The following is a 23,588-nucleotide window of genomic DNA, read 5'->3' as shown; positions in this document are numbered from 1 at the left end:
GCCGGACGCTTCTTAGGTTTAAACCAGCCCGGCACCCGCCCCCGCCCCCTGCCACCCGCACGGACCCGCCGTGGGGGCCCGGCCCGCCCCCCCCCGCCGGGCCCCATCGGCGTTGTGCGCCGGCCGGACGCGCCGTCAGCGCACCCGGTCAGCGCACCCGGGTCGAGAACAGCCGCGCCGACCAGTACACCGCCAGCGCGGTCATCACCACGACCACCAGCAGCCCCTGCCAGACCACGCTGTCCCCGGGGTGCCCGGAGAACAGCGCGCGCATGCCCTCCACGGCCCAGTAGAAGGGGTTCCACTCGGCGAGCCGCTGCTGCCAGGCCGGCGCCAGGGTGAGCGGCAGCAGCACCCCCGACAGCAGGGCGATCGGCTGCGCGATGGTGTTCACCACCGGCGCCATCGCCGCGTCGGCCGGAACCATCAGCGCGATGCCGTAGGAGATCGCCGAGGTCATCAGGGCGAGCAGCCCCAGCAGCACGTAGGCGAGCAGCAGGTTCAGCGGGCTCACCCGCAGCCCGAACGGCAGCGCGATCAGGGTGATCAGGACGGCCTGCACGAGCAGCGCCACCATCTCCCGCAGCGCCCGTCCGAGCAGCAGGGCCAGCCGGCTGACCGGGGTCACCCGGGAGCGTTCGATGATCCCGGCCTTGAGTTCGCTGAGCAGGCTGAAGCCGGTGAACAGTCCGCCGAAGATGCACAGCACGGCCAACAGGCCCGGCACGTACACCTGGTAGGTGTCGGCGTAGCTGCTCTCGCCGTTCGGGACCAGGATCTTCTTCAGCAGCGGTGCGAACAGCAGGAGGTAGAACAGCGGCTGGATGATGCCGACGGCGATCCAGACCGGGGTGCGGATCATGAGCAGCAGCTGGCGCTGGAAGACCAGCCAGGTGTCGCGGGCGAGCTTCACGGTCTCCCCAGGGGGTTGTGCGGGTCCACGAGGTCGGAGCGGGCGCCGGCGGCGGGTCGCGCGGCGCGGCTCGGGGGCTGTCGGCCGGGTCAGGACTGTCCGAGCGAGCGGCCGGTGCGGGCCAGGAACACGTCGTCCAGGCTGGGCCGTTGGAGCTGGACGGTGCCGGGCGTCACGCCCGCCGCGTCCAGGGCGCGGAGCAGCTGCGGGATGGCGGCGGCGCCGTCGTCCAGGTACAGCCGCAGGCCTTCGTCGCCGTTCGGCTCCAGCCGGTGCAGGTACGGCTGCGGGCGCAGCACCTCGGCGGCCCGCTCGGCGGCGCCGTCCCCGGTTTCGAGGCCGATGAGGACGACGTCGCCGGAGATCTCGCGCTTGAGGGCCTCGGGCGTGCCCTCGGCCACCATCCGGCCGTGGTCGACGATGGCGACCCGGTCGCAGAGCGCGTCGGCCTCGTCCAGGTAGTGGGTGGTGACGACGACCGTCATGCCCTCGGTGCGCAGCCGGCGGATCTCCTCCCAGACGTAGGCCCGGCTGGCCGGGTCCAGCCCGACCGTCGGCTCGTCCAGGAACAGCACCTGCGGCTGGTGGATCACCCCGAGCGCGATGTCGACCCGGCGGCGCTGGCCGCCGGAGTACGTCCCGCACATCCGGTCGCCGAACTCGCCCAGGTCGAAGGCCTTGAGCGCGTCGTCGGCGGCCTGGACGGCCCGGGCCTTGGGGACGCCGTACATCCGTGCCTGGAGTACCAACTCCTCTCGGGCGCTGACGTTGTCGGTGGTGCCGCCGCCCTGGGCGACGTAGCCGATCCGGCGGCGGACCCCGCCGGGGTCGGTGAACAGGTCGGCGCCGGCGATGACGGCCTTTCCGCTGTCGGGGCGGATCAGGGTGGCCAGCATGCGCAGCGTGGTGGTCTTCCCGGCGCCGTTGGGGCCGAGGAAGCCGTAGATCTCGCCGGCGTCGACCGACAGGTCGATGCCGCGTACGGCGTCGACGGTCGGGTCCTCGCTGCTGCGGCGGGAAGTCTTCTTGCGGTAGGACTTACGCAGTCCCGCGGTCTCGATCAACCGGAACTCCCGTGCGGGGATGGGCTGCCACAGCACCTGGGAAGGCGGGGCTCGGCACCTGCCGAAGGCGGTGCTGCTGCGACACCCTAGGGCGAACCGGGGTCCGGAAACAATGGCCTAGACCAATGGACGTGCGAACTCCCGGTCTGCTAAGGGGACGTGCCGGGCGGGGCGGCGAACGGCCGTCAGACCAGGGCCGCCAGGCGGTCCGCCGCTGCCGCCGCACCGCCTCCGGCCAGCAGCTCCCGGCCGATCCGGGCGGCCCGGTCCCGGTAGCCCGCCGAACCGAGCACGGCGTCCAGCGCCTCCGCCAGCCGCTCCGGCGTGACCCGGGCGAACGGCACCCGCAGCCCGGCCCCGGCCGCCGCCACCTGGGCGGCGACGAACGGCTGGTCGTGCCGGATCGGCGCGGTGACCAGCGGCAGGCCGTGCGCGAGCGCCTCGCCCACGGTGTTCATCCCGCCGTGGCACAGCACCGCGTCCAGCTCGCCGCGCGCCATCAACTCCAGCACCGGCGCCCGGTCCACCGCGACCGCGTGCGGCGGGAGCCCGGGCAGCAGCTCGCGCGGCGCCGCGAACACCGGCTGCACCTGCGGTCCGCACAGCTCCAGCGCCCGGACGGCCCGGGCGAGGAAGTCCGCGCCCAGCTCGCCCGCCAGCGTCCCCATGGTGACCAGGACCCGCCGCCTGCCCGGCAGCAGCCGCTCCCACGGGAAGTCCGGGTCGTGCGGGCGCGCGGTGAGGACGGGCCCGACCGCCGCGAGGTTCGGGGCGGGGTCCGGCGGCAGCACCGGCCCGGTCGGCGCCGGTCCGGTCAGGGCCGGTCCGGTGGTCGCCAGCACCAGGGCGGGGGAAAAGCGCGGGTCGACGTACTGCTCCTCGGGCAGCCGGGCCCGCTCCCACAGCCCCCGCAGCAGCCCGGTCATCCACGCCTCGACCAGCGGCAGCGCGCGGTACGGCCGGCCCAGTTCCATCGCCCCGGGCGCGAAGCTCGCCCACGGCAGGCCGTGGCGGTGGGCGACCATGGCACCCGCCGGGGTGTGCTGGTCGACCAGCAGCACGTCCGGCCGGTACTCCCGCACGATCGCGTCCAGCGGCTTCGCGGTGAACCGCGCGTACGGGACGATGAAGCCCTCCCAGAGCGAGCGCAGGGCGGCCAGCCCGTGCCCGCCCTGCGCCCGGAAGGCCCGGGTGCCGGTGCCGAGCACCCGGGCGCCGTCGCCGAGCAGCGGCCGCAGCACCGACTCCGTCCCGCTCCAGGCGACCTCGTGGCCGCGCGCGGTCAGCTCGGCGGCGATGCCCGCGGCCGGGTTGACGTGCCCGGTCAACGGCGGCATGACCAGCAGGAACCGGGTCATCGGGGGTCCTCCTCGGGGATCAGTCGCTGCACGTCGGCGACGGTCAGGGCCTCCAGGCCGGCCAGGTCCAGCCCGGCGCGCATCGCGGCCAGGTCGGCGGCGGGGCCGTGGCGTTCGCGCAGGCGCCGGGCCAGGGCGGCGAGCTCGGTCTCGTCCAGCAGCAGGTCGCCGTCCAGCCGGGCGTCCGCGGTCACCAGGTGCGCCCACTCGGGCGGCGCGCCGGCCGCCTCGACCACCAGCGCGACCAGGCCGGGGTCCAACGGGGGGACGGCGGACGGGGGTTCAGGGTGCGGCATGAGAGATCTCCCACCTGCTCGACGGCGAGGGGACGAAAGGGACCGCACCGGAGCGGAGTTGACGGCTTCCAGGGTGCGGCCACGACGGCGGAGGGCCCGAGATCACTTGTGCGACCCGGCGGGCGTCGGAATACTAGCCCGGGTGACCGCACTGGAGGCAGTGGCCGTCCACCTCCCCCCGCACGCCGTTCCCATCGAGGCTGTGGGCGAGAGCATCGGCCTGACCCCACGTCAACTCCGTCTATTCCGCCGCTTCCACGGCCTGGACCAGCTGCGTCTGGACCCGGCCGGGACGCTGCCCGACCTGCTCGAAGCCGCCCTGGACGCGCTGCCGGAGCTGCGTGGACGCGAATGCGACATCCGCTTCGTGATCCACGCCCGCAGCATGCCGGTGGCGGTGCCCCACCCGCTCAACCCGCTCCACGACCTGCTCGGCGCGCGCGGCCTCGCGCACGCCACCGCCTTCACGGTGACCCACCACGCCTGTGCGGTGGGCCTGCTGGCCGTCGACCTGGCCGGGCGGCTGCTCGCGTCCGATCCCGACCCGGCGGCGCTCGCGCTGGTCCTGGCGGGGGAGAAGACCTTCACCAGGGACGCCCAGGTCGTGCCCGAGACCGGCATCTTCGCCGAGGGCGCGGCCGCCTGCCTGGTCAGCGCCCACGGCGAGCGCCATCGGGTGCTCTCCTACGCGGTGCGCCAGCGTCCGGAGTTCGACGGCCGGCTGGCCGAGGACCCGGACCTGCTCGCCCGCTACCAGCGGGAGTACCCGAACGTGATGGTCGAGGCGATCGAGGCGGCCCTCGACCGGGCCGGTCTGGACCTCTCCGACCTCGCCGCGATCCTTCCGCACAACGTCAACCAGGCGTCCTGGCGGATGATCGCGCGCCGCATCGGCTACCCGATCGAGAAAGTCGTGCTGGACAACGTGCGGTCGGTCGGGCACAGTTTCGCTGCAGACAGCCTCATCAATCTTCACACCGCCACCACGCGGGGGCTGCTCCGCCGCGGCGACCACTACCTGATCGCCGCCGCCGGTGTCGGAGCCACCTTCTCCGCGATGGCCGTGCGGGCCTGACGGGCCGCCGGGACCACGGATCCCTCGGCCGACCCGCCGGATCCCCCGGAGCACATTCCCCAGAGCAGATTCCCCAGAGCACACTTCCCACGTACGACGGGACGGGACCTCCATGTCAGAACCTGTGGTCCAGACCACTGACCCCGAGCTGCGCGAGCGCATCCTGCACGGCATCGGCGACCTCCTGCCGCGCGTCCTCAAGCGCGAACTGCCCGAGATCCCGCAGGACGCCTGCCTCTTCGACGACCTCGGCCTCACCTCCGCCGGCACCATCGAGCTCATCCTGGAGCTGGAGGAGTCGCTGGACATCCAGGTGGACGTCGAGCAGATCACCGAGGACGACCTGCGATCGGTCACCAGGCTGGCCGACTACGTCGCCGGGCACGTCATCCCCGAGGACTGACCGGGTGACCGCCAGCCCCTCCGGCCTGCGGATCACCCGGGTGCTCGCCCGCCGCTTCGACGGCCGCTCGGAGACCTCGCTCGACCCGGACCTGCGGGTGTTCGTCACCGACCTGGTGCGCCCCTACGGCCTGCCGCTGCGCGAGGACCTGCTGGGCGAGGGCGTCGGCCACTCCTACGAGGAGCTGGCCGCCGGGCTGCTGGGCGAGGCGCTCGCCGAGGACGAGCCGGTGGACCTGCTGATCCTCGCCTTCGACACCCCGGACGTCCGCCCCGGCGCGCCGTCCTCGCTGGCCATGAGCCGGTCCGTCCCGGGTACTCCGCTCGCCTTCGCGGTCTGCGACCAGGGCACCGCCTCGGCGTTCACCGCCCTGCGCCTGGCCGCCGACCTCCACCGCACCGGCGCCTGCCGCCGCGCGGTGGTGGTGCTCGCCGAGCAGACCGCGCTGCACTACGAGCCGTCGCAGCCGGTGCCGCTGCCGCAGCGGCACGCGGCCGTGGTGCTGGTCTGCGAGGAGGCGCCGGGGGAGGGGCTGGACGTCCGGCAGGCCCCGGGCGACCCGTCCCCGGAGGAGACCGTACGGGCCCGGGCCGAGAAGCTGGGTCCGGAGACGGAGCTGCTGCTCGACGACGGCTTCGGCGCCGGGTTCGGTGCGGGCTCCGGTTTCGGCCCCGGCCCCGGCGACCCGGAGGGCCCGGGTTCCGGACCGGACGGGCTGCCCGCGCAGCCGTTCACCGGCCTCTGGGCGCGGCTGGCCGAGCACCTCCCGCGGTGGCGGGAACAGGGGCGCCCCGCCGTGCTCGCCGGGTACGACCGGCGGCTCGGGGTGCTCAGCACGCTGACCCTGCCGTGACGGAGGTCGCGTTCCGGCTCATCCATACCGACCAACCCCCCGATGTCGTCGCCGCGTTGTGGCAGCTGCTCGACGCGGAGGAGCGTGCCCGGACCGCCGGCGCGGATCCGGTGCTGCGCGACCGCTTCACGGTGGTGCGCGGCGCCGTCCGGCAACTGGTCGGCGCCCGGCTCGGCGTGCCCCCGGCCGAGGTCGGCTGGCGGCGGGGGCGGTGCGGCAAGCCCGAGCCGGCCGACGGCGGTTCCCTGCGGGTGAACTGGTCGGCCTCGGGCCCGCTCGCGGCGCTGGTCCTGGCCGAGGGGCGGGCGGTCGGTGTCGACGTCGAGCGCCTCCACGACGCCCGGACGGCGGAGCGGATGGCCGCGCGCTGGTTCCCCTTCGAGGAGGCGCGCCAGGTCGCCGAAGCCCCCGGGCCGTCCGGGCGGTCGGCCCGCTTCACCACGCTGTGGTGCCGCCGAGAGGCGTGCGTGAAGGCGTACGGCGGGCGGCTGACGCAGTCCTTCGGGGTGTCCGTGGCCGGGCCCTCGCCGGTGCTGGTGAGCGATCCGGGCCGGCTCGGTGCCGGCCCGGCCCGGCTCTGCGACGTCCCCGTCCCCGGGCCGTTCCGGGCGGCGGTGGCGGCGCTCGGCGAACCGCCGATACATGTCAACTCTGCTGTGTGGACGGCGAATTGACGTTGCGTCCGATCTTTCGGACTTTGGTCTGGACCAGCTTGCAGCGCCGCTGGTAGCGTCCCGATCACACCCCCCGCTGAGCCTTTCCCGGCGAGCCGAAAGGCACGTACGACGTGACTCCGCACGACCTGATCCCCCGCGAGGCGGCGCCGCCCCAGGCACCCCCGCGCGACCTTCCCCCGCGCGAGGCCGGCCCGGCCGACCGCACCGCGTCCGACCCGACCGCGCCCGGTCTCGCCGTCCCCGAACCCACCGTCCCGGAACCCGCCGCGTCCGACCCGGTTCCCTGCGGCTCCGCCCCGGACCCCGCGCGGCCGGCCCACCGGCGGGTCACCGTCCGGTTCGCCGCTGCGAGCAGCGGCGTCGGCCCGCTCACCCGGGGCCAGGACAACATGATCCGCTGCATCGGTCGCGACGCCCCGGAGCAGATCAACAAGGAGTCGGTCTGGCCGGTGCCCGCCGGCACCTCGGTCGCCGCGGGCCTGCTCGCCCTGCGCCGGCTGGTCGAACGGCACGAGTCGCTGCGCACGTCGTTCCCGGCCGGGCCCGGCCCGGACGGCTTCCCGGACCGGCAGGTGGTGCACCGGGACGGCCGGTTCGCCGTGACGCTGGTCGAGGACGACGGCCGCGACGGTCCCGGACTGGACGCCCTGGCGGCCGAGTTGGGCCGCACCGACCTCGCGGTCCCGCTGGACCTGGCGGCGGCCCCGCGGATCCGGTTCACCCTGGTCGTGCGGGGCGAGCGGCTGCTGCGGCTGGTCGCCGTGGTCTGCCACGCGGGCGCCGACGGGGCCGCCACCGCCGTGCTGATCCAGGACTGGCACGTCCTCGCCGCCGGGCAGGAACCGGCGCCGGTCACCGCGCCGACCCCGCTGCTCCTCGCGGCCGCCGAGCAGAGCCCGCAGGGCCGTCGCAAGGCGGCCGCGAGCCTGCGGCATTGGGCCCGGGTCCTGGGCAGCGGCCCCCAGACGGTGTTCGCCGACGCGCGGATCACCGGACCGCCGCGCGACCACGCCGCCCTGCTGGTGCGCTCGCGCGGTTCGGCCGCCCACCTGGCCGCCGTCTGCCGCCGCACCGGCGCGAGCCCGTCCGTCGTGCTGCTCGCCGCCTTCGCCGCGCTGGTCGCCCACCGGGCCGGCCGGCCGGGCGAGCTGGTGATGTCGGCGCTGTCCGCCAACCGCCAGCGCGCGGCCCTGATCGACCATGTCGGCACGCTCGCGCAGGACGCGCTGATCCTGCTCGACACCGGCGCGGCCGACCTCGACCAGCTGATCGGCCGGGCCAAGTCGGCCTCGCTGAACGCCTACTGGCACAGCATCCTGGACGCCGAGAAGGTCTGGGAGCTGGTCGAGGATGTCGCCCACCGCCGGGGCTCCCGGTTCGCCCGCCAGGTGGTCGTCAACGACCTGAGCCTTACCATCCCGGCCGCCGTCGCCGATGCCCAGCCGCCCGCCGCCGCCGACCCCGAACTGATCCAGCTGCCCGTCCCGCCGCTGCCGGTGCGGCTGATGCTCACCATCCTGCGGATCTCCGGGAGCCTGGACTTCGCGCTGGTCTCCTGCCCGCAGGTGCTCGACCCCGAGGAGACCGACGGCTTCGCCCGGGCCCTGCTGGCCCTGCTCGCGGCCGCGGCCGAGGGCCCGGTGCTGCTCGCCGGGCTGCCCGCCGTGCTCGGCCCGCCGGCGGACGGGCGCGGTGGCGAGTGGCGGCTGGTCGACGGCTCGTGGATCGACCTGGCGGCCGTCCGCGAGCTCCTGGACGGCGTCCTCGGGGAGCACCGGCTGTCGCTGGTCGACGGAAGGCTGGTCGCCGACATCACCGTGCCCGACATCACCGTGCCCGGGGCCGCCGTGCCCGGGCCCGCGCTCACCCCCGCCGCCGCCCACCGCGCGGTCGTCGCCGCCCTGCCCGGCCGGGAGACCGCGATGGCGCCGCACCACTACGTCGTCCGGCGCGCCACCCCGGACGGCGAGGTGGTCGAAGCCGGTAGCGGACGGGACCCGGAGATCGTCGCCCGGTTGTCCGCACTCACCTGAACGGGGGACCCCGGGCACCCGTGGGCGGCTCACTCCAACGGGTCCTCCTCGTCGTCGAGTCCCCATCCGAGGTCCCACGAGCACATGGAGGTCGTCCCCGAGGTGAGCCCCCACGGGCTCGGGACCTCCTCCGCGTCGTCCCCCTGCAGCGGCAGCCGGTCGATCACCGCGACCAGCGCCGGCGGCAGCTGCGGGGCCAGGCCCCGGTGCACCCGGGAGAGGATGTCGCGCCGCACGTCCTCCGGCAGCAGCGGCCGGTTCATCCGCAACGCCCGGGGCCCGGGCGGGCGTTCGGCGCTGGACAACTGGTCCGACCAGGCCCGCCAGTAGTCGGCGTCGTCGGTCTCGCCGAGCATCAGGTGGTGCAGGTGCAGGCAGTACGCGGCCGTCCCGCTGCCCGAGCCGGCCGCGAAACGCCACCAGAACTCGGCGCCCTCCTCCTTGCCGGTGGCGTACAGCAGCGCGCCGAACACCTCCGCGCCCTCGGGCTGGATCCGGCGCGCGTTCACCAGCAGGTCGAGCCCCCGGGAGGCGTCCGGCGCGCCCAGTACCAGGGCCACCACCAGGCCCAGTTCGAACGAGGCCTGCTCGTGCTCCGACGGCAGGTGGGTCGGTGCGGCCGTCAGCCGGGCCTGGCGCACGGCCGCGATCCGGTCGGCGTGGGCGCGTTCGGGCCGGGGCACCCGGACCACCGTCGGCCCGCCGTCCGCGGCGCGGGCCGCGCCCGGCTGCCCGGCCGTCCGCGGGTCGTTCACAGCTCGCCTCCGCGGTCCGGGAGTTCGCCCACTCCGAGCCGGCGGGCCAGTCGTTCGCGGGCGTGCCGCAGGTTGGAGTGCACCGTCGCCACCGGCCGGCCCAGGTAGGCCGCGATCACCTTGGGGTGCAGTCCGAGCAGGTACCGCAGGATCACCACATCCCGCTGCCGGTCCGGGAGTTCGAGGATCGCCGCGTACAGCCGCACCTCGTCCGCCTCGCTGTGCAGCAGCCCCTTGGCCACCTGCTTGAACGCGCCGATCACCGCGGCGAAGGTGACCGCCTCCACCTCCACCGGCTCGTCGGCGGAGACCCAGTCCGAGACGTGCCGGTTCGCCAACCGCCAGGCGTAGGCGGCCGGTTCCTCGAACCGCAGCACCTGCGGCCAGCAGCGGGCCAGGTCGGCCTTCACCGCCTCGACCACCAGGACGGCGTCGGCCTGGCTGCCTATCCTGGTCAACGCGAGTGCGTGCCACGCTGGTTCGTGCGTCTCGCAGAACGCGGCATAGGTGACGTCCAGGCGGAGGACGAGCTCTCCCACGGTCGTCCGTTCCGGCCCTGTCGCGACGGTGCAGTCCACTGCCGGCCCGCCCCGGTACCCGCGCGCCGGGGCACCCCTGTCGATCGTCATCGATCCTGCTTTCCGTGGCCGTCGGCTGCTCACCGGGCCACCCCGAGGGTCGGGCTGTCGGTGCCCATCCTCATTCCAGCAGGCCTGTCACTCCAGGGTGCAAAGTGCATACAGATTGTCATCTCATGGGATCCGGCGGCGGGTTGAGTCGACGGCGCCGTGATTGACCCCCGGATACCGTGGGCAGCCATGCGACCGGCTGCGGTCGACCTACCGGCGACGCACCGGCGACGTACCGAGGGGGAAACGGGATGGGACTCTACGACGGGGTCGACCTGCGGCTCAACGTGCCGCACTCGGCCCGGATGTACGACTACTACCTCGGCGGCTTCACCAACTTCGCCGCCGACCGCGAGGCCGCCGGACACGCCCTCGCCATCGCACCCTGGCTGCGCACCGCCGCCCGGGCCAACCGCTCCTTCATGCACCGCTCGACCCGGGCGCTCGCCGAGGCGGGATTCGACCAGTTCCTCGACATCGGCACCGGCATCCCCACCTCGCCCAACCTCCACGAGGTCGCCCAGAGCGTCCGGCCGGGCGCCCGCGTCGTCTACGCCGACAACGACCCGATCGTCCTCTCGCACGCCCAGGCCCTGCTCACCGGCACCCCCCAGGGCCGCACCGCCTACGTCGAGGCCGACGTCACCGACGTCGCCCGGCTGCTCTCCGCGCCCGGCCTGCGCGACACGGTCGACCTCGACCGGCCCGTCGCGCTCTCCCTCAACGCCCTGCTGCACTTCGTCCCCGACGCCCACGGCGCGTACGCGCTCGTCGAACACCTCAAGTCGGTCCTCGCCCCCGGCAGCGCCCTGGTGATGACCCACGTCACCCCCGACTTCGCCCCCGGGGACATCGCCGACCTGGTGCGCATCTACGAATCCGCCGGTACGGCCGCCCAGGCCCGCACCCGGTCCGAGTTCGCCCGCTTCTTCGACGGCTGGACCCTCCTCGCCCCCGGCGTCGTGCCCACCCCCCAGTGGCGACCGCCGGCGGGCGAGCCCCTCGTGGCCGCCGAGGACGCGTCCGCGTACGCGGCGGTGGCCCTCCGACCGTGACCCGTGGTCGCCGTCGGCGCCGTCCTGCGGGACCTCGACCGCGACGGCGAGTTCCTCGCCCGCCGGATCCGCTGCACCCGGGCCCGACACCGACCGGGCCGGCGGCGCCCCGCTCACCGGCGAGCCCGGGAACCCGGCCGGGGGCATGACCGTCGGCCGCAGCCTCCCGCCTCCCGCCTCCCGCCTCCCGCCTCCCGCCTCCCGCCTCCCGCCTCCCGCCCGCCGCCCGCCCCGCCCCACCCGTGCGCCCCCGTCCCCCCGGGCACAGACTGGTGGAGGACGATGCTGCCCCGCGAGGCTGGGAGAAGCATGCTGCTGGGACTCACCACCGCGCTGGTCGCGACCGTCTGCTTCGGCTTCGGGGCGGTGTTCCAGGCGCGCGGGGCGCGGTCGGCCCCGCGCGCCGACCGGGTGCGGGCGGGCCTGCTGGCCGCGCTGGCGCGGTCCTGGCAGTTCGTGGCCGGCACCCTGCTGGACATCGCCGGCTTCGTGCTGAGCATCGTCGCCCTGCGCAGCCTCCCCCTCTTCCTGGTCCAGGCCGTCACCAACGCCAGCCTGGCCGTCACCGCCCTGGCCGCCGTCTGGCTGCTGGGCGCGCGCCTGCACCGGGCGGACGTCGCGGGCATCCTCGCCGTGGTCGTCGGCCTGTCGCTGCTCGCGCTCGGCTCCGGGAAGGAGGGCCGGAACCACGCCCCGGCCGCGTTCCACTGGGCGTTGCTGGCCACCACCGTCGTGATGCTGCTCGCCACCCTCGTCCTGGTCCGCCGGGAGGGCACCGCGGCCGCCGCCGGGCTGGGGCTCCTGGCCGGGGTCGGCTTCGGGGTGACCAGCCTCGCGGTGCGCGTCCTGGACCCGTCCGGCCCCGCCGCGATCCTCACCGACCCGGCCGCCTACGCCCTGGCCGTCGGCGGCCTCGGCGGCTACCTCGCCTACGCGCTGGCCCTCCAGCGCGGCACGGTGACGGCCGCGACCGCCGCCGGGACGGTGGCCGAGACCTTCGGCCCGGCCCTGGTCGGGGTGGCGGCGCTCGGTGATGCCGCCCGCCCGGGGCTGGAGTGGTGCGCGCTGTCGGGCTTCGCGGTCGCGGTGGGCGGCACCTTCCTGCTCTCCCGGTTCGGCGAGTTGGAGGGCGGGGCGGCCGAGCGGGCGGCCCCGCGGACCGGTGCGGAGGCCGAGCCGGCCGTTCCGCCGGGGTAGCCCGGACGGTCCCGTCATGCGAAGGTGACTTGCCGGACAAAACGGACGGCAATACGGCCACGGATCGGCAGGTGCGCGATGGCGGAGGACCCCCGATGGGAACCCCACCCCCGATCCCGGCGGGCGCCGACCGGTCGCCCGGTCGCCCTGATCACCGGCGCCTCCTCCGGCATCGGCCTCGCCACCGCCACCCGCCTGGCCGGGGCGGGCTGGCACACCCTGCTCTCCGGCACCGACCGGGCCCGCCTCGACGAGGCCGCCGACCGCACCGGCGGCCTGGCCCTGCCCGAGGACCTGAGCAAGCCGGACGGCCCGCGCCGCCTCGCCGAGGCCGCCCTGGCCGAGACCGGCCGGGTGGACGCCCTGGTCGCGAGCGCCGGCCTCGGCTGGCGCGGCCCGTACGCGACCACCCCCTCCGACACCCTGGACCGGATGATCGAGGTCAACCTCGCCGCCCCGCTGCGCCTGGTCCGCCTGCTCCTGCCCGGCATGCTGGAGCGCCGCCACGGCCGGATCGTGCTGCTGGGCTCGATCGCCGGCCAGGTCGGCGTGCGCGACGAGTCGGGCTACTCGGCCACCAAGGCCGGGCTGGCGATGTTCGCCGAGAGCCTCTGGTACGAGCTGCGCGGTACGGGGGTCGGGGTGCGCCTGGTGCTCCCGGGCGCGGTGGACACCCCGTTCTTCGACCGGCGCGGCACCCCGTACCAGCGCGACCGGCCGCGCCCCGTCACGGCGGAGCGGGTCGCGGACACCGTGGTCGCGACCATCACCACCGAACGCGACCGCCTCTACGTGCCGCACTGGCTCGGCTTCCCGGCCCGCATCCACGGCGTCGCGCCAGGGGTGTTCCGCCGGATGGCCTCGCGCTTCGGATGAGCCCGGGGTGACGACCGAACCCCGGGTGTCCGCCGAGCCGCCGGTGTCCGCCGAGCTGTCGGTGTCCGCCGGGTCCCGCACGACGGCCCGGTCCCGCACGACGGCCCGGGCCCGGGCGGCGACCGCGGGCCGGGTCCTCGCCGCCGCAGCCGCCGTGGAACTGCTGCACCTCGCCCCGGCCGCCGTCCGCCTGCCGCCGCTGCGCCGGACCCTGGCCCGGCGCACCGCCGGGCACGGCACCGCCCCGGGCCACATCGCCCTGACCTTCGACGACGGCCCCGACCCGCGCAGCACCCCGTACGTGCTGGACGCGCTGGACGGGCTCGGCGCCCGGGCCACCTTCTTCCTGCTCGGCGCGATGCTGGAACGCGCCCCCGGGCTGGGCCGCGAGCTGGTGCGGCGCGGCCACGAGGTCGCCGTCCACGGCTGGCACCACCGGCAGCAGTGGTACCCGGCCCCCGCCCGCGACCTGCGCGAACTGCGCCGGGCCACCGAGGCGGTCACCGCGCTGTGCGGCGCCCGCCCGCTCTGGTACCGCCCGCCGTACGGCGTCCTGACCGCCGGCCCGGCCCTGGCCGCCCGCCGCCTCGGCCTGCGCACCGTGCTGTGGACCGCCTGGGGTCGGGACTGGACGGCGCAGGCCACCGGCGCCTCCGTCTACGCGACCGCCCGGCCCGGCCTCACCGGCGGCGCGACCCTCCTCCTCCACGACTCCGACTGCACCTCCGCCCCGGACTCCTGGCGCGCCACCCTCGCGGCCCTGCCCCTGATCGCCGCCCACTGCCGTGACCACGGGCTCACCCTCGGGCCGCTGCGCGACCACGCGGTGCCGCCCTGAACCGGTCGCTGCGGTCGGGCCCAGGCGAGGCCCACGCGAGGCCGGGGCGAGGCCCGGCAGAACGCGGAACGCCCCGCTCCACCGTCGGCGGTGGAGCGGGGCGTTCCGTTCGCGGGGGGTCAGCGCTCGCAGGCGACGCCGTCGTTGTCGCGGTCCAGGCCGGCCCGGTACCCGGGGTCGCCCCGGTGCAGCGGGGCCTTGCCGGCGGCCTTCACCTCGGTGCAGTTCTTGTAGTAGGCGCTGCCGCCCCCACTGCCGCCCTCGCCGCCGGACGCACCGCCCGAGGAACCGCCCGAGGTCCCGCCGGTCGTCGTCCCGGAGCTCCCTCCGGACGTGCCGCCGCCGGTCGAGCCGGTGCTCCCGCCGCCGGTTCCACCCGTGCCGGCGCCGGTTCCCGTGCCGGTGGAGGCGCCCTGGTGGGTCGGGCTCGCCGGGTCGTTGCGCTCGTCGGCGTAGAGCGCCTGCTGCCCGTCGGCAGGGCAGGTGGCACCCGGTCGTACCAGCCGCAGCGTGGTCTCGGTGGCGGGGCTCAGCGGGCTGCCCGGCGGCAGTTCGGTCGCGCAGGCCGTCCAGGCCGCGTGCTCGGCGGGGAGCGGGAGGTCCTGGTAGCGGCTGACCTCGTGGACCCGGTCGGTCGCGATGCCCGCGACGAGCAGCAGGGTGCGGGCATCGGCGGCCGTGCGTCCGCCGACCTCGGGCATGACGATCGGGTGCGGGGTCCCGGTCGCCACCGGCGTGGCGGTCGGGGCCGGGGTCTCGGCCGGGGCGGGTGCGGCGGCCGGGGTGGTCGTCGCCGCCGTCGTCGGGGTCGCCGCGGGCGCCGCGACCGGCTGGTCCTTCTTCGGCGGCCCGGTCAGCACGCCTATCCAGTAGAACGTGCCGAGGACGCAGAAGACGGTCAGCGCCACCTTGGCGGCCTTGGGGAGACGGCGGGAGCGCCAGAGCCAGACCGCGGCGACCGGCGGCACGAACAGCAGGGCGGCGGCTCGGACGAGCCGGTTGGCGGGTGTCCGGGGAGGGAGTGTCCGGGCCGGGGACGGCCGGAACGAGTCGTGCGTCAAGGTGTCGGATCCTTCACGAGGTCGGGATTCCCCGGGGAGAGCGGCGCCACGGGGCGCCGCCGAGTGTAAAGGATCCGTATAGAACGGATAAGGGGCGGGTATGGCCCGGGGCGCGACCCGGCGGCATCCGGAGAGGTCCGGCGGCATTCGGAGGGGTCCGGCGGGATCCGGACGAGCCGCCCTACGCCAGCCCGACCCGTCGCAGCGCGGCGCCGAACCCCTCCTGCCAGGCCTGCGGCGTCGCGCCGGCGGACGGCTCGGGCGCGGGTCGGGCGAGCGCCGCCAGGGCGTTGCGGACGACCTCGGCCGGGCGCGCGGAGGCGACGTCGGCGTGGCCGAGTTCGAGTTCGTGCTGGAGGTTGTCGCGCCCGTGCCCCTGGACGACGTCGAGCAGCAGCAGCCGCCGGCCGAGCGCGCGGGCCTCGCTGCAGGTGTCGCCGGAGCTGGTGACGACGAGGTCGGCGGCGGCCATCAGCGCGGGGATCCGGTCGGTGTAGCCGAAGGGGTGCAGCCGCGGCTCCCGGCGCGCGGCCTCCCGCAGACGGCGCTCCAGCTCCCGGTTGCGCCCGGCCACGGCGAGTACGTGCGGTCCGGCCGCCGCGAGCGAGGCGGCGGTGCGGGCGAGCGGCCCGAGCCCCCAGGACCCCGACATCAGCAGGACGCACGCGGCGTCCTCCGGCACGTCCAGCCCGGCCCGCGCCGCGCCCCGCCCGGGCGGGTGGTAGAACGGCCGGCGCAGCGGCGCGGGCAGGACGACGGTGTCCGCCTCCGGGCGGTAGCGCCGGACGGCGGCGGCGGCGACCTCCGAGGTGACCAGGAACAGGTCCGTCCCGTCCTGCACCCACAGCCGGTGCGGCGTCACGTCGGTGCAGAACACGAAGTGCCGGAACGCCCGCCCCCGGCCCCACTCCTGCAGCCGGTTCACCGCCGAGCTCGCGGTGGCGAACACCGACACCACCAGCTGCGGCCGCTGCGCCTCGACCAGCGCGCGCAGCGCCGGGACGAGCCGGCTCCGGGCCGCCGCGTCGGCGAGCAGCGCGATCCGCGCGCCGGGCCGCAGGGCCGAGAAGTGGAAGGCGTCGTACACCCCGGGCAGGCCGAGCAGCCGCCGGAAGACCGCCTCCCCGGCCGCGCCCGAGCGTTCGCCGAGCAGGGCCATCGCGTCGACGGTGTCGGTGGTCCAGCCGCGTTCCCGCAGGGTGTCGGCGCAGGCCTGGGCCATCACGTCGTGGCCCTGGCCGAGCGAGCCGGAGACCAGCAGGGCGTGCGGCATCGGGCGGCCCGGTCAGGGGGCGGTGGACGCGGTGGCGGCCCGGTACCAGTCGGCGTAGCGCCGCACGCCGTCCGCGAAGTGGGTCCTCGGCGACCAGCCCAGCAGCCGCTTGGCCTGCGCGGAGGAGATCCGCCGCCCCGCGTAGTCGGCCTTGCGGCCGTCGACGTGCTCGATGCTGACCGGTCCGAGCAGTTCGTCGACGGTGTCGGCGATGTCGCGCACCGAGACGGCGGTGGCCCCCTCCAGGGCGAAGGTCTGGTCCTCGGCGGCGGGGGAGAGGGCCCGGACGTGGGCGTCGGCGAGGTCCTCGACGTAGACGAAGTTGCGGCTCTGCCGGCCGTCCCCGGCGATGGTGATCGGCCGCCCGGCCAGCGCGGCCTGGACGAAGCGGGCGACGACCAGTTCGTCGCGCATCCGGGGCCCGTACGGGATGCCGTAGCGCAGGATGGTGAAGTGCTGCCCGTACAGCTCGCGGTAGCTGTGCACGAGCATCTCGGCGGCGAGCTTGGTGGCCACGTACAGGTGCCCGCTGTGCTCCAGCTCGATCGGCACGTGCTCGTCCAGTTCCTCCTCCTCGCCGTCGAGCCGGCTGTCGGCGAGGGCGGCGCCGTAGACCCAGACGGTGCTGGCCAGGACGGTCCGGCTGAGGCCGCTGCGCCGGGCGGCCTCCAGGACGGCCTCGGTGCCGTCGATGTTGGTCCGCACGGCGCGGACCGGGTCGGCGGAGACCTGCTCGACGTCGGCCATCGCCGCGAGGTGGTAGACGACCTCGCTGCCCGCCAGCGCGGAGGTCAGCGCCGCGAGGTCGAGGATGTCGATCCGCGCGTGCTCGGCGTCGGGGTTGAGGTACTTGTCGGTGCTGTCGACCGCGAGGACCTCGTGGCCCGCCGCGATCAGGTGGTCCACGACGTGTGAGCCGATGAATCCGCATCCCCCGGTGACGGCTATCCGCACGTTCTTGCTCCCTTTCGCTCTGTTCCCGCTGTCGGGTCGTCGGGCTGCCTCGTCCCGGCTGTCCGGGCTCCCGGCTATCCGGCCGGCCGCCGGAGCACCGCCGAGACGGCCTCGACGACCTGCTCCGTCTCGTCCTGCGTCATGTCGGAGTGCACGGGCAGGCAGACCTGCCGGGCGCAGACGTCCTCGGCCACCGGCAGCGGCCCGCGCCGGTACGGGGCGAGGACGGGCTGGAGGTGCAGCGGCAGGTCGTACACCTCACCGGACAGCCGCACGCCGTACTCCTCGGCGACCGCGCGCTTGAACGCCGCACGGTCGGTGCCGGGCGGCAGCAGCGCCACGTACTTGTAGTAGTTGCCGCGGCAGCCGGGCGGTTCGAGCACCGGCTCCAGGCCGTCCAGCCCGGCCAGCGCCTCGTCGTAGCGGCGGGCGACGGCCCGGCGGGTCTCGATGAACTCCTTCAGCCGGCGCAGGTGCACCGCGCCGACCGCCGCGTGGAGCTCGCTCATCCGCCAGGAGTAGCCGAGCAGCACGTGGTGGTTGGTGGTGAAGGAGCCCTTGCCCTGGTCGCGGTAGATCCGGGCCTCGTCACGCAGCTCCGGCGACTCGGTGAGGATCATGCCGCCCTCGCCGCTGGTGGTGACCTTGGTCGGGTAGAAGGAGAAGGCCCCGGCCACCCCGAAGGTGCCGGCGGCCCGCCCGTCGTGGCTGCTGCCGTGGGCGTGCGCGGCGTCCTCGACCAGCGGGACGCCGTGCCGGTCGCAGAGCGCGCGCAGGGCGTCGACCCGGGGGGTGACCAGCCCGCCGATGTGGACCAGGACGACCGCGGCGGTGTCCGGGGTGAGGGCCTCCGCGAGGGTCTCGGGGGAGAGCGCGAGGGTGGCCGGGTCGACGTCGGCGAACACCGGGCGCCCGCCCGCGTGCACCACCGCCCCGGCGGTGGCGTAGAAGCTCACGGCGGGCACGACCACGTCGCGGCCCCGGACGTCGAGGCTGCGCAGCACCACCTCCAGCGCCGCGGTGCCGCTGCTCACCGCGACCGCGTGCGAGGCGCCGTGCTCGGCGGCGAAGGCCTGCTCGAAGCGCTCGGTCCACGGACCGAGGGTGAGGGCCCCGGTGGTGAGCATCTCGGTCACCGCTTCGGCGACGGCCGCGCGGTCGCTCTCGTCGAACACGATGCGGGCGGCTGGAACGCCCATGGGGCACCTCCGGCGGCGGGCTGCGCGAGCAGCACGGATCGGATCGGATCCGCCCGAACCGCACCGAACGCGGTCGGGCCAGGCACATCACGCTACTTCGCCCGGCCGGGTCGCGGCCCGTCGTCGCCGCCCGCACGGGTGACCGGGATGCTTACTCCGCAGGTAGGAGGCCTACTCCCGACGCAGGGCGTGCGCTCCTCCCTACGGGGGACGGCCGTACTGCGTCCGCAGTACGCGAACGGCCTGCCCACAGACGACGACGGAGCAGGGGTCGGCGGCCAAGGATTGGTCATGCTGCGGGGGCCGCGTCCCGAGGGGGAAGGGCCCGGCCGCAGCGCCTCCCGTACGCAGCACCGCATCCGAAGGAGTCCGCTCTCCCGTGGCCACGTTCCTCTACCGTCTGGGCCGATGGGCCTTCCTCCGGCGCCGGCTGGTGACCTTGCTCTGGGTCGCCGTGCTGGCGGTCTGCGGAGTCCTGGCAGCCAAGGCGCCCGCCGCCCCCGACGACGGCTTCGCGATGCCCGGTACGGAAGCGCAGAAGGCCTTCGACCTCATGAACGAGCGCTTCCCCGGCGGCCACGCCGACGGAGCCTCGGCCCGCCTGGTGTTCGTCGCACCCTCCGGGCAGAAGATCACCGCCGCGCCCAACCAGCAGGCGGTCGACAAGACGGTCGACGAACTCGCCCACGCCGAGCAGGTCACCGGCGCGGTCAGCCCGTTCAAGGCCGGCACCGTCTCCAAGGACGGCACCACCGCGTACGCGACCGTCAGCTACTCCGCCAAGGCCGGTGAGCTCTCCAAGGGCGCCACCTCGGCCCTGGAGCAGGCCGCCCAGCACGGCCGGGACGCCGGGCTCAAGGTCGAGATCGGCGGCAACGCGCTGATGGCCAAGGGCGAGGCCGGCGGCAGCAGCGAGGCGATCGGCATGGCGCTGTCCGCCGTCGTCCTGGTGATCACCTTCGGCTCGCTGGTCGCCGCCGGCCTGCCGCTGCTCACCGCGATCGTCGGCGTCGGCCTCGGCATGGCACTGATCGCCGCGCTCGGCAGCACGCTCGGCCTGTCCACCACCACCGGCACGCTCGCCATGATGCTCGGCCTCGCGGTCGGCATCGACTACGCGGTGTTCATCGTCTCCCGCTACCGGGCCGAGCTCACCGAGGGCCGGACACCCGAGGAGGCGGCCGGCCGGGCCGTCGGCACCGCCGGGTCCGCGGTGGTGTTCGCCGGGCTCACCGTGGTGATCGCCCTCGCCGGGCTCTCCGTGGTCGGCATCCCGATCCTGGCCAAGATGGGCATGGCCGCCGCCGGGACGGTCGTCGTCGCGGTGCTGGTCGCGCTCACCCTGGTCCCCGCGCTGCTCGGCTTCCTGGGCCGCAAGGTGCTGCCGCGCAAGGTCCGCAAGGCCCGCGGCGCGGGCGTGCCGGCGTCGGCGAAGGAGAACGGCGGCGCCCGCTGGGCCCGGTTCGTGCTGCGCCGCCCGCTCGCGGTGCTGCTCGGCGGTGTGATCGGCCTCGGCGTGCTCGCGGCCCCCGCGCTCGACCTGCGGCTCGGCCTGCCGGGCGACGAGGCCAAGCCTACCTCCACCACCCAGCGGCGCGCCTACGACCTGCTCTCCGAGGGCTTCGGCCCCGGCTTCAACGGCCCGCTGACCGTCCTGGTGGACGTCAAGGGTGTCGCCGACCCGAAGGCCGCGGCGAACGCCGTCTCCCAGAAGGTCGCCGCGCTGCCGGGCGTCGTCACCGTGACGCCGCCGATGTTCAACCCGGCCGGCGACACGGCCCTGGTCAATGCGATACCGGCCACCGGCCCGAGCGAGGCCGAGACCAAGAGCATCGTGCACGCCATCCGCGGCGACGCGGCCGCGCTGAAGTCGGCCACCGGCGCGACGGTCCTGGTCAGCGGTGCGACGGCGATGAACATCGACGTCTCGCAGAAGCTCTCGGACGCGCTGCTGCCCTACCTCGTCGTGGTCGTCGGCCTCGCCGTCCTGCTGCTGCTGGTGGTCTTCCGCTCCGTCCTCGTCCCGCTGAAGGCGGCGCTCGGCTTCCTGCTCTCGGTGGCCGCCGCCCTCGGCGCCGTGGTCGCGGTCTTCCAGTGGGGCTGGCTGGCCCACCTGATCGGCGTGGAGCAGACCGGCCCGGTGATGAGCATGATGCCGATCTTCATGATCGGCGTGGTGTTCGGCCTCGCGATGGACTACGAGGTGTTCCTGGTCACCCGCATCCGTGAGGGCTTCGTCCACGGCGAGCAGCCGGACCAGGCGATCGTCACCGGGTTCCGGCACAACGCCCGGGTGGTCACCGCCGCCGCCTTCATCATGATCGCCGTCTTCGCGGGCTTCATCGGGATGAGCGAGCCGATGATCAAGATGATGGGCCTGGGCCTCGCCGCGGCCGTCGCCTTCGACGCCTTCGTGGTCCGGATGGCCATCGTCCCGGCCGTCCTCGCCCTGCTCGGCCGCCGTGCCTGGTGGATGCCGCGCTGGCTCGACCGGCTGGTGCCGGACGTGGACGTCGAGGGCAGCAAGCTCCAGTCGCCCGCCCCCGAGCCCGACCCGGCCCGGGAGTCCGTGACCGTCTAGGAGGGGCCGACCCCCACCCCCGTCCGTCCGCGCCGCGCCACGCTGCGTCCGGACGGACGGACGGACGGACGAGCAGGCAGGCGGACCGGACCCGGGGCGGGCCTTCGACAGGGCCCGCCCCGGCCCGGCACCCGGTCGGCTCGGACACCGGTTCGAGCCCCTACCGTTACCGTTGCTGTCGGGGCCGCCGCCCGCGCGGAGGCCCCGACCCGGCCCGCCGCGCCCACCCGGACGCGGCGCGGCACGAACTGGCGGCCCGGCGAGGGCGCGGCCAGGTCACCCCGACCCGGAGAGCACGACCAATGAGCGACACCTGGAAGCGCCTGCGCCGTGACCATCCCCGGCTGCTCGACACCGTCGGCGGCACGGCCGTGATCACGGTCACCGCCCTCGGCGCCACCATCGACCAGACCGGCGGCCGCCTCACCCTGCCCGACCCGGCCACCGGCGTCATCGCGATGCTCTCCGCCGTCGCCGTGTTCGCCCACCGCCGCTACCCGCGCGCGGTGGTCGCCGTCACCCTGGCCTGCACCATGCTGCTCGCCTGGGCCAGCCCCCGGCTCACCCCCACCCTCGCCACCCCGCTGCTGCTCGCCCTCTACTTCCTCGCCGTCCGCACCGACCGCGCCACCGCGCTGCGCGCCTCGATCACCACCGCCGTCCTGCTCACCGGGATATCGCTGCTGTTCGGCCCCGGCGGCCCGGTCGGCGAACGGATCAGCGTCCTCGCCTGGGCCCTGCTGCCCGGCGCCCTCGGCGACTCCATCCGCAACCGCCGCGCCAACCTCGCGGCCATCGAGGAGCGCGCCGAACGCGCCGAACGCACCCGCGAGGAGGAGGCCCGCCGCCGGGTCGCCGACGAACGGATCCGGATCGCCCGCGACCTGCACGACGTGGTCGCCCACCACATCGCCCTCGCCAACGCCCAGGCCGGCATCGCCGTCCACCTCATGGACAGCCACCCCGTCCAGGCCCGCGAGGTGCTCAGCCACATCACCGACGCCACCGGCTCGGCCCTCCAGGAACTGCGCGCCACCGTCGGCCTGCTGCGCCGGGCCGAGGAGCCGGCGCCGCTCGAACCCACCCCGGGCCTCGACCGGCTGCCCGAGCTGATCGGCTCCTTCGAGCGGGCCGGCCTGCCGGTCCGGCTGACCGTCGAGGGCGAGGCCAGGCCGCTGTCACCCGGCGTCGACCTCACCGCCTTCCGGATCGTCCAGGAGTCGCTGACCAACGTCGCCAAGCACGCCCACGGCGCCGACGCGGACATCACCCTCGCCTACAGCGGCAGCCGGGTCTCGGTCAGCGTCGCCAACGGGCGCCCGACCGCGACCGGCCGCGCCCGCGCCGCGCTGCTGCCCCAGCCCGCCCCGGGGGAGGGCGGCTTCGGGCTGATCGGCATGCGGGAGCGGGCCGGCGCGGTCGGCGGTCGGCTCAGCGCCGACCGGCGGCCCGACGGCGGCTTCCTGGTCACCGCCGAGCTGCCGCTGCGCACCGGCGCCCGCGACGAGGGCCCCGCCGCACCGCCCGCCCGTACCGCGTCGCCCGCGCGTACCTCACCGCCCGCCCGTACCGCATCGCCCGCGCGGGCCGCCGACGCGCACGCATCCGAAGGACAGGACAGGGACCACGCATGACGATCCGGGTACTGCTCGCCGACGACCAGGCCCTCCTGCGGGGCGCCTTCCGTATGCTGATCGACGCGGAGGAGGACATGGAGGTGGTCGGCGAGGCCGCCGACGGCCGCGAGGCCGTCGAACTCGTCCGCGCCACCAAGCCCGACATCGTCCTGATGGACATCCGGATGCCCGGCGCCGACGGCCTCGGCGCCACCGCCGAGATCTGCGGCGACGAGGAGCTGTCCGGCACCCGGGTGCTCATCCTCACCACCTTCGAGATCGACGAGTACGTGGGCCAGGCGCTGCGCGCGGGCGCCGGCGGCTTCCTCGGCAAGGGCGCCGACCCGAAGGAACTGCTCGCCGCCGTCCGCACCGTCGCGGCCGGGGAGGCCCTGCTCTCGCCGGCCGCGACCCGGGCGGTGATCGACCAGTTCCTGGCCCAGCCCGACCCGGGCTCCGCCGGTCCGGTGAGCGAGCGGCTCGCCGTCCTGACCGCCCGCGAGCGCGAGGTGATGTCGATGGCCGCCACTGGTCTGACCAACGAGGAGATCGCCGAGCGGATGTTCGTCAGCCCCTTCACCGTGCGCACCCACGTGCACCGGGCGATGTCCAAGCTCGACGCCCGCGACCGCGCCCAACTCGTGGCGATCGCCTACCAGTCCGGTCTGGTGCCGCCCGGCCGCCCGTCCTGACCCCGGCGCGACGGGCCCGCACCGGCGGGGCTGATTCCGACGCGATTCCCGTACCGGCCGGGCCCGTCGGACTTGCCGGACCGGCGCCGTTCGAGCCGATTACGGGCTGAGCAACCGTCAAAACCCCACGGCGGAAACCGATCGGATTCCCGGCCTGGCCGAAAACGACCTCCGAACTGACGTATCAGCG

The 23,588-nt window shown here is 75.3% G+C and carries 22 protein-coding genes; 12 read left to right on the top strand and 10 right to left on the bottom strand.

Translation table 11 applies throughout. The features are described 5' to 3' along the window. Positions 1 to 148 precede the first annotated feature (148 nt). The 4 genes from ACFQ6N_RS11385 to ACFQ6N_RS11370 form a co-directional block, all read right to left on the bottom strand. Positions 149 to 913 (bottom strand): ABC transporter permease, encoded by a 765-nt coding sequence (locus ACFQ6N_RS11385; RefSeq protein ID WP_380648541.1) that lies wholly within the window; start codon positions 911 to 913, stop codon positions 149 to 151. An 89-nt stretch (positions 914 to 1,002) separates the two neighbouring features. After that, positions 1,003 to 1,977, bottom strand: coding sequence for an ATP-binding cassette domain-containing protein (locus ACFQ6N_RS11380; RefSeq protein WP_380648540.1), 975 nt, complete (start codon positions 1,975 to 1,977; stop codon positions 1,003 to 1,005). 185 nt (positions 1,978 to 2,162) lie between these two features. Next, positions 2,163 to 3,335 carry a glycosyltransferase gene (locus ACFQ6N_RS11375; protein ID WP_380648539.1) on the bottom strand — a complete coding sequence of 391 codons (1,173 nt, stop codon included), beginning with the start codon at positions 3,333 to 3,335 and terminating at the stop codon, positions 2,163 to 2,165. Then, positions 3,332 to 3,631: a hypothetical protein gene (locus tag ACFQ6N_RS11370; protein WP_380648538.1), complete on the bottom strand. Its 300-nt coding sequence runs from the start codon at positions 3,629 to 3,631 to the stop codon at positions 3,332 to 3,334. Before ACFQ6N_RS11370 ends, ACFQ6N_RS11375 begins: the two co-directional genes overlap by 4 nt. A gap of 142 nt (positions 3,632 to 3,773) precedes the next feature. Between ACFQ6N_RS11370 and ACFQ6N_RS11365 the strand changes: the two genes are divergently transcribed. The 5 genes from ACFQ6N_RS11365 to ACFQ6N_RS11345 all read left to right on the top strand — a co-directional run bounded on the left by ACFQ6N_RS11365 (position 3,774) and on the right by ACFQ6N_RS11345 (position 8,672). Beyond that, the gene (locus tag ACFQ6N_RS11365; protein WP_380648537.1) at positions 3,774 to 4,706 is read left to right on the top strand and encodes a 3-oxoacyl-[acyl-carrier-protein] synthase III C-terminal domain-containing protein; all 933 of its coding nucleotides are present in this window, start codon (positions 3,774 to 3,776) and stop codon (positions 4,704 to 4,706) included. A 112-nt stretch (positions 4,707 to 4,818) separates the two neighbouring features. Beyond that, positions 4,819 to 5,109, top strand: coding sequence for a phosphopantetheine-binding protein (locus ACFQ6N_RS11360; protein ID WP_380648536.1), 291 nt, complete (start codon positions 4,819 to 4,821; stop codon positions 5,107 to 5,109). Positions 5,110 to 5,113: 4 nt separating this feature from the next. Continuing rightward, on the top strand, positions 5,114 to 5,962 hold the full coding sequence (locus ACFQ6N_RS11355) for a hypothetical protein (RefSeq protein ID WP_380648535.1): 849 nt from the start codon (positions 5,114 to 5,116) through the stop codon (positions 5,960 to 5,962). After that, positions 5,959 to 6,636, top strand: coding sequence for a 4'-phosphopantetheinyl transferase family protein (locus ACFQ6N_RS11350; RefSeq protein ID WP_380648534.1), 678 nt, complete (start codon positions 5,959 to 5,961; stop codon positions 6,634 to 6,636). The genes ACFQ6N_RS11355 and ACFQ6N_RS11350 overlap by 4 nt, the downstream gene beginning before the upstream one ends. Before the next feature lie 113 nt (positions 6,637 to 6,749). Next, positions 6,750 to 8,672 carry a condensation domain-containing protein gene (locus tag ACFQ6N_RS11345; protein ID WP_380648533.1) on the top strand — a complete coding sequence of 641 codons (1,923 nt, stop codon included), beginning with the start codon at positions 6,750 to 6,752 and terminating at the stop codon, positions 8,670 to 8,672. Positions 8,673 to 8,701: 29 nt separating this feature from the next. On the opposite strand, the gene ACFQ6N_RS11340 is transcribed toward ACFQ6N_RS11345, so the two are convergent. Together ACFQ6N_RS11340 and ACFQ6N_RS11335 are read right to left on the bottom strand one after the other, a co-directional pair. Further along, a complete protein-coding gene (locus ACFQ6N_RS11340; protein ID WP_380648532.1) occupies positions 8,702 to 9,427 on the bottom strand; it encodes a hypothetical protein in 726 nt (241 codons plus the stop codon). Beyond that, positions 9,424 to 9,966, bottom strand: coding sequence for an RNA polymerase sigma factor (locus tag ACFQ6N_RS11335; RefSeq protein ID WP_380648531.1), 543 nt, complete (start codon positions 9,964 to 9,966; stop codon positions 9,424 to 9,426). Before ACFQ6N_RS11335 ends, ACFQ6N_RS11340 begins: the two co-directional genes overlap by 4 nt. Before the next feature lie 341 nt (positions 9,967 to 10,307). On the opposite strand from ACFQ6N_RS11335, the gene ACFQ6N_RS11330 reads away from it, so the two are divergent. From ACFQ6N_RS11330 to ACFQ6N_RS11315, 4 genes are all read left to right on the top strand, one after another. Beyond that, positions 10,308 to 11,111, top strand: a complete 804-nt coding sequence (locus tag ACFQ6N_RS11330; protein WP_380648530.1) for an SAM-dependent methyltransferase — start codon at positions 10,308 to 10,310, stop codon at positions 11,109 to 11,111. 309 nt (positions 11,112 to 11,420) lie between these two features. After that, positions 11,421 to 12,308, top strand: coding sequence for a DMT family transporter (locus tag ACFQ6N_RS11325; RefSeq protein WP_380648529.1), 888 nt, complete (start codon positions 11,421 to 11,423; stop codon positions 12,306 to 12,308). Positions 12,309 to 12,386: 78 nt separating this feature from the next. After that, positions 12,387 to 13,184 (top strand): SDR family NAD(P)-dependent oxidoreductase, encoded by a 798-nt coding sequence (locus tag ACFQ6N_RS11320; protein ID WP_380648528.1) that lies wholly within the window; start codon positions 12,387 to 12,389, stop codon positions 13,182 to 13,184. A gap of 7 nt (positions 13,185 to 13,191) precedes the next feature. Beyond that, entirely contained in the window at positions 13,192 to 14,022 is an 831-nt protein-coding gene (locus ACFQ6N_RS11315) for a polysaccharide deacetylase family protein (protein ID WP_380648527.1), read from the top strand. Between the two features lie 119 nt (positions 14,023 to 14,141). Here ACFQ6N_RS11315 and ACFQ6N_RS11310 read toward each other — a convergent pair whose 3' ends face one another. The 4 genes from ACFQ6N_RS11310 to ACFQ6N_RS11295 all read right to left on the bottom strand — a co-directional run bounded on the left by ACFQ6N_RS11310 (position 14,142) and on the right by ACFQ6N_RS11295 (position 18,509). Continuing rightward, positions 14,142 to 15,083, bottom strand: coding sequence for an excalibur calcium-binding domain-containing protein (locus tag ACFQ6N_RS11310; protein WP_380648526.1), 942 nt, complete (start codon positions 15,081 to 15,083; stop codon positions 14,142 to 14,144). A gap of 181 nt (positions 15,084 to 15,264) precedes the next feature. Further along, positions 15,265 to 16,356 (bottom strand): hypothetical protein, encoded by a 1,092-nt coding sequence (locus tag ACFQ6N_RS11305; protein WP_380648525.1) that lies wholly within the window; start codon positions 16,354 to 16,356, stop codon positions 15,265 to 15,267. Positions 16,357 to 16,368: 12 nt separating this feature from the next. Next, positions 16,369 to 17,310, bottom strand: coding sequence for an NAD-dependent epimerase/dehydratase family protein (locus ACFQ6N_RS11300; RefSeq protein WP_380648523.1), 942 nt, complete (start codon positions 17,308 to 17,310; stop codon positions 16,369 to 16,371). Between the two features lie 74 nt (positions 17,311 to 17,384). Then, entirely contained in the window at positions 17,385 to 18,509 is a 1,125-nt protein-coding gene (locus tag ACFQ6N_RS11295; protein WP_380648521.1) for a DegT/DnrJ/EryC1/StrS family aminotransferase, read from the bottom strand. A 379-nt stretch (positions 18,510 to 18,888) separates the two neighbouring features. Here ACFQ6N_RS11295 and ACFQ6N_RS11290 point away from each other — a divergent pair, with 379 nt between their 5' ends. The 3 genes from ACFQ6N_RS11290 to ACFQ6N_RS11280 all read left to right on the top strand — a co-directional run bounded on the left by ACFQ6N_RS11290 (position 18,889) and on the right by ACFQ6N_RS11280 (position 23,398). Continuing rightward, positions 18,889 to 21,090 carry an MMPL family transporter gene (locus ACFQ6N_RS11290; RefSeq protein WP_380648519.1) on the top strand — a complete coding sequence of 734 codons (2,202 nt, stop codon included), beginning with the start codon at positions 18,889 to 18,891 and terminating at the stop codon, positions 21,088 to 21,090. 302 nt (positions 21,091 to 21,392) lie between these two features. Then, positions 21,393 to 22,724 (top strand): sensor histidine kinase, encoded by a 1,332-nt coding sequence (locus tag ACFQ6N_RS11285; RefSeq protein ID WP_380648518.1) that lies wholly within the window; start codon positions 21,393 to 21,395, stop codon positions 22,722 to 22,724. Continuing rightward, positions 22,721 to 23,398, top strand: a complete 678-nt coding sequence (locus ACFQ6N_RS11280) for a response regulator (RefSeq protein WP_380648517.1) — start codon at positions 22,721 to 22,723, stop codon at positions 23,396 to 23,398. The genes ACFQ6N_RS11285 and ACFQ6N_RS11280 overlap by 4 nt, the downstream gene beginning before the upstream one ends. Positions 23,399 to 23,588 lie beyond the last annotated feature (190 nt).

Source organism: Kitasatospora sp. NPDC056446, from assembly GCF_042796115.1.
Classification (GTDB): domain Bacteria; phylum Actinomycetota; class Actinomycetes; order Streptomycetales; family Streptomycetaceae; genus Kitasatospora.
This window is presented reverse-complemented; position numbering and strand designations above follow the sequence as displayed.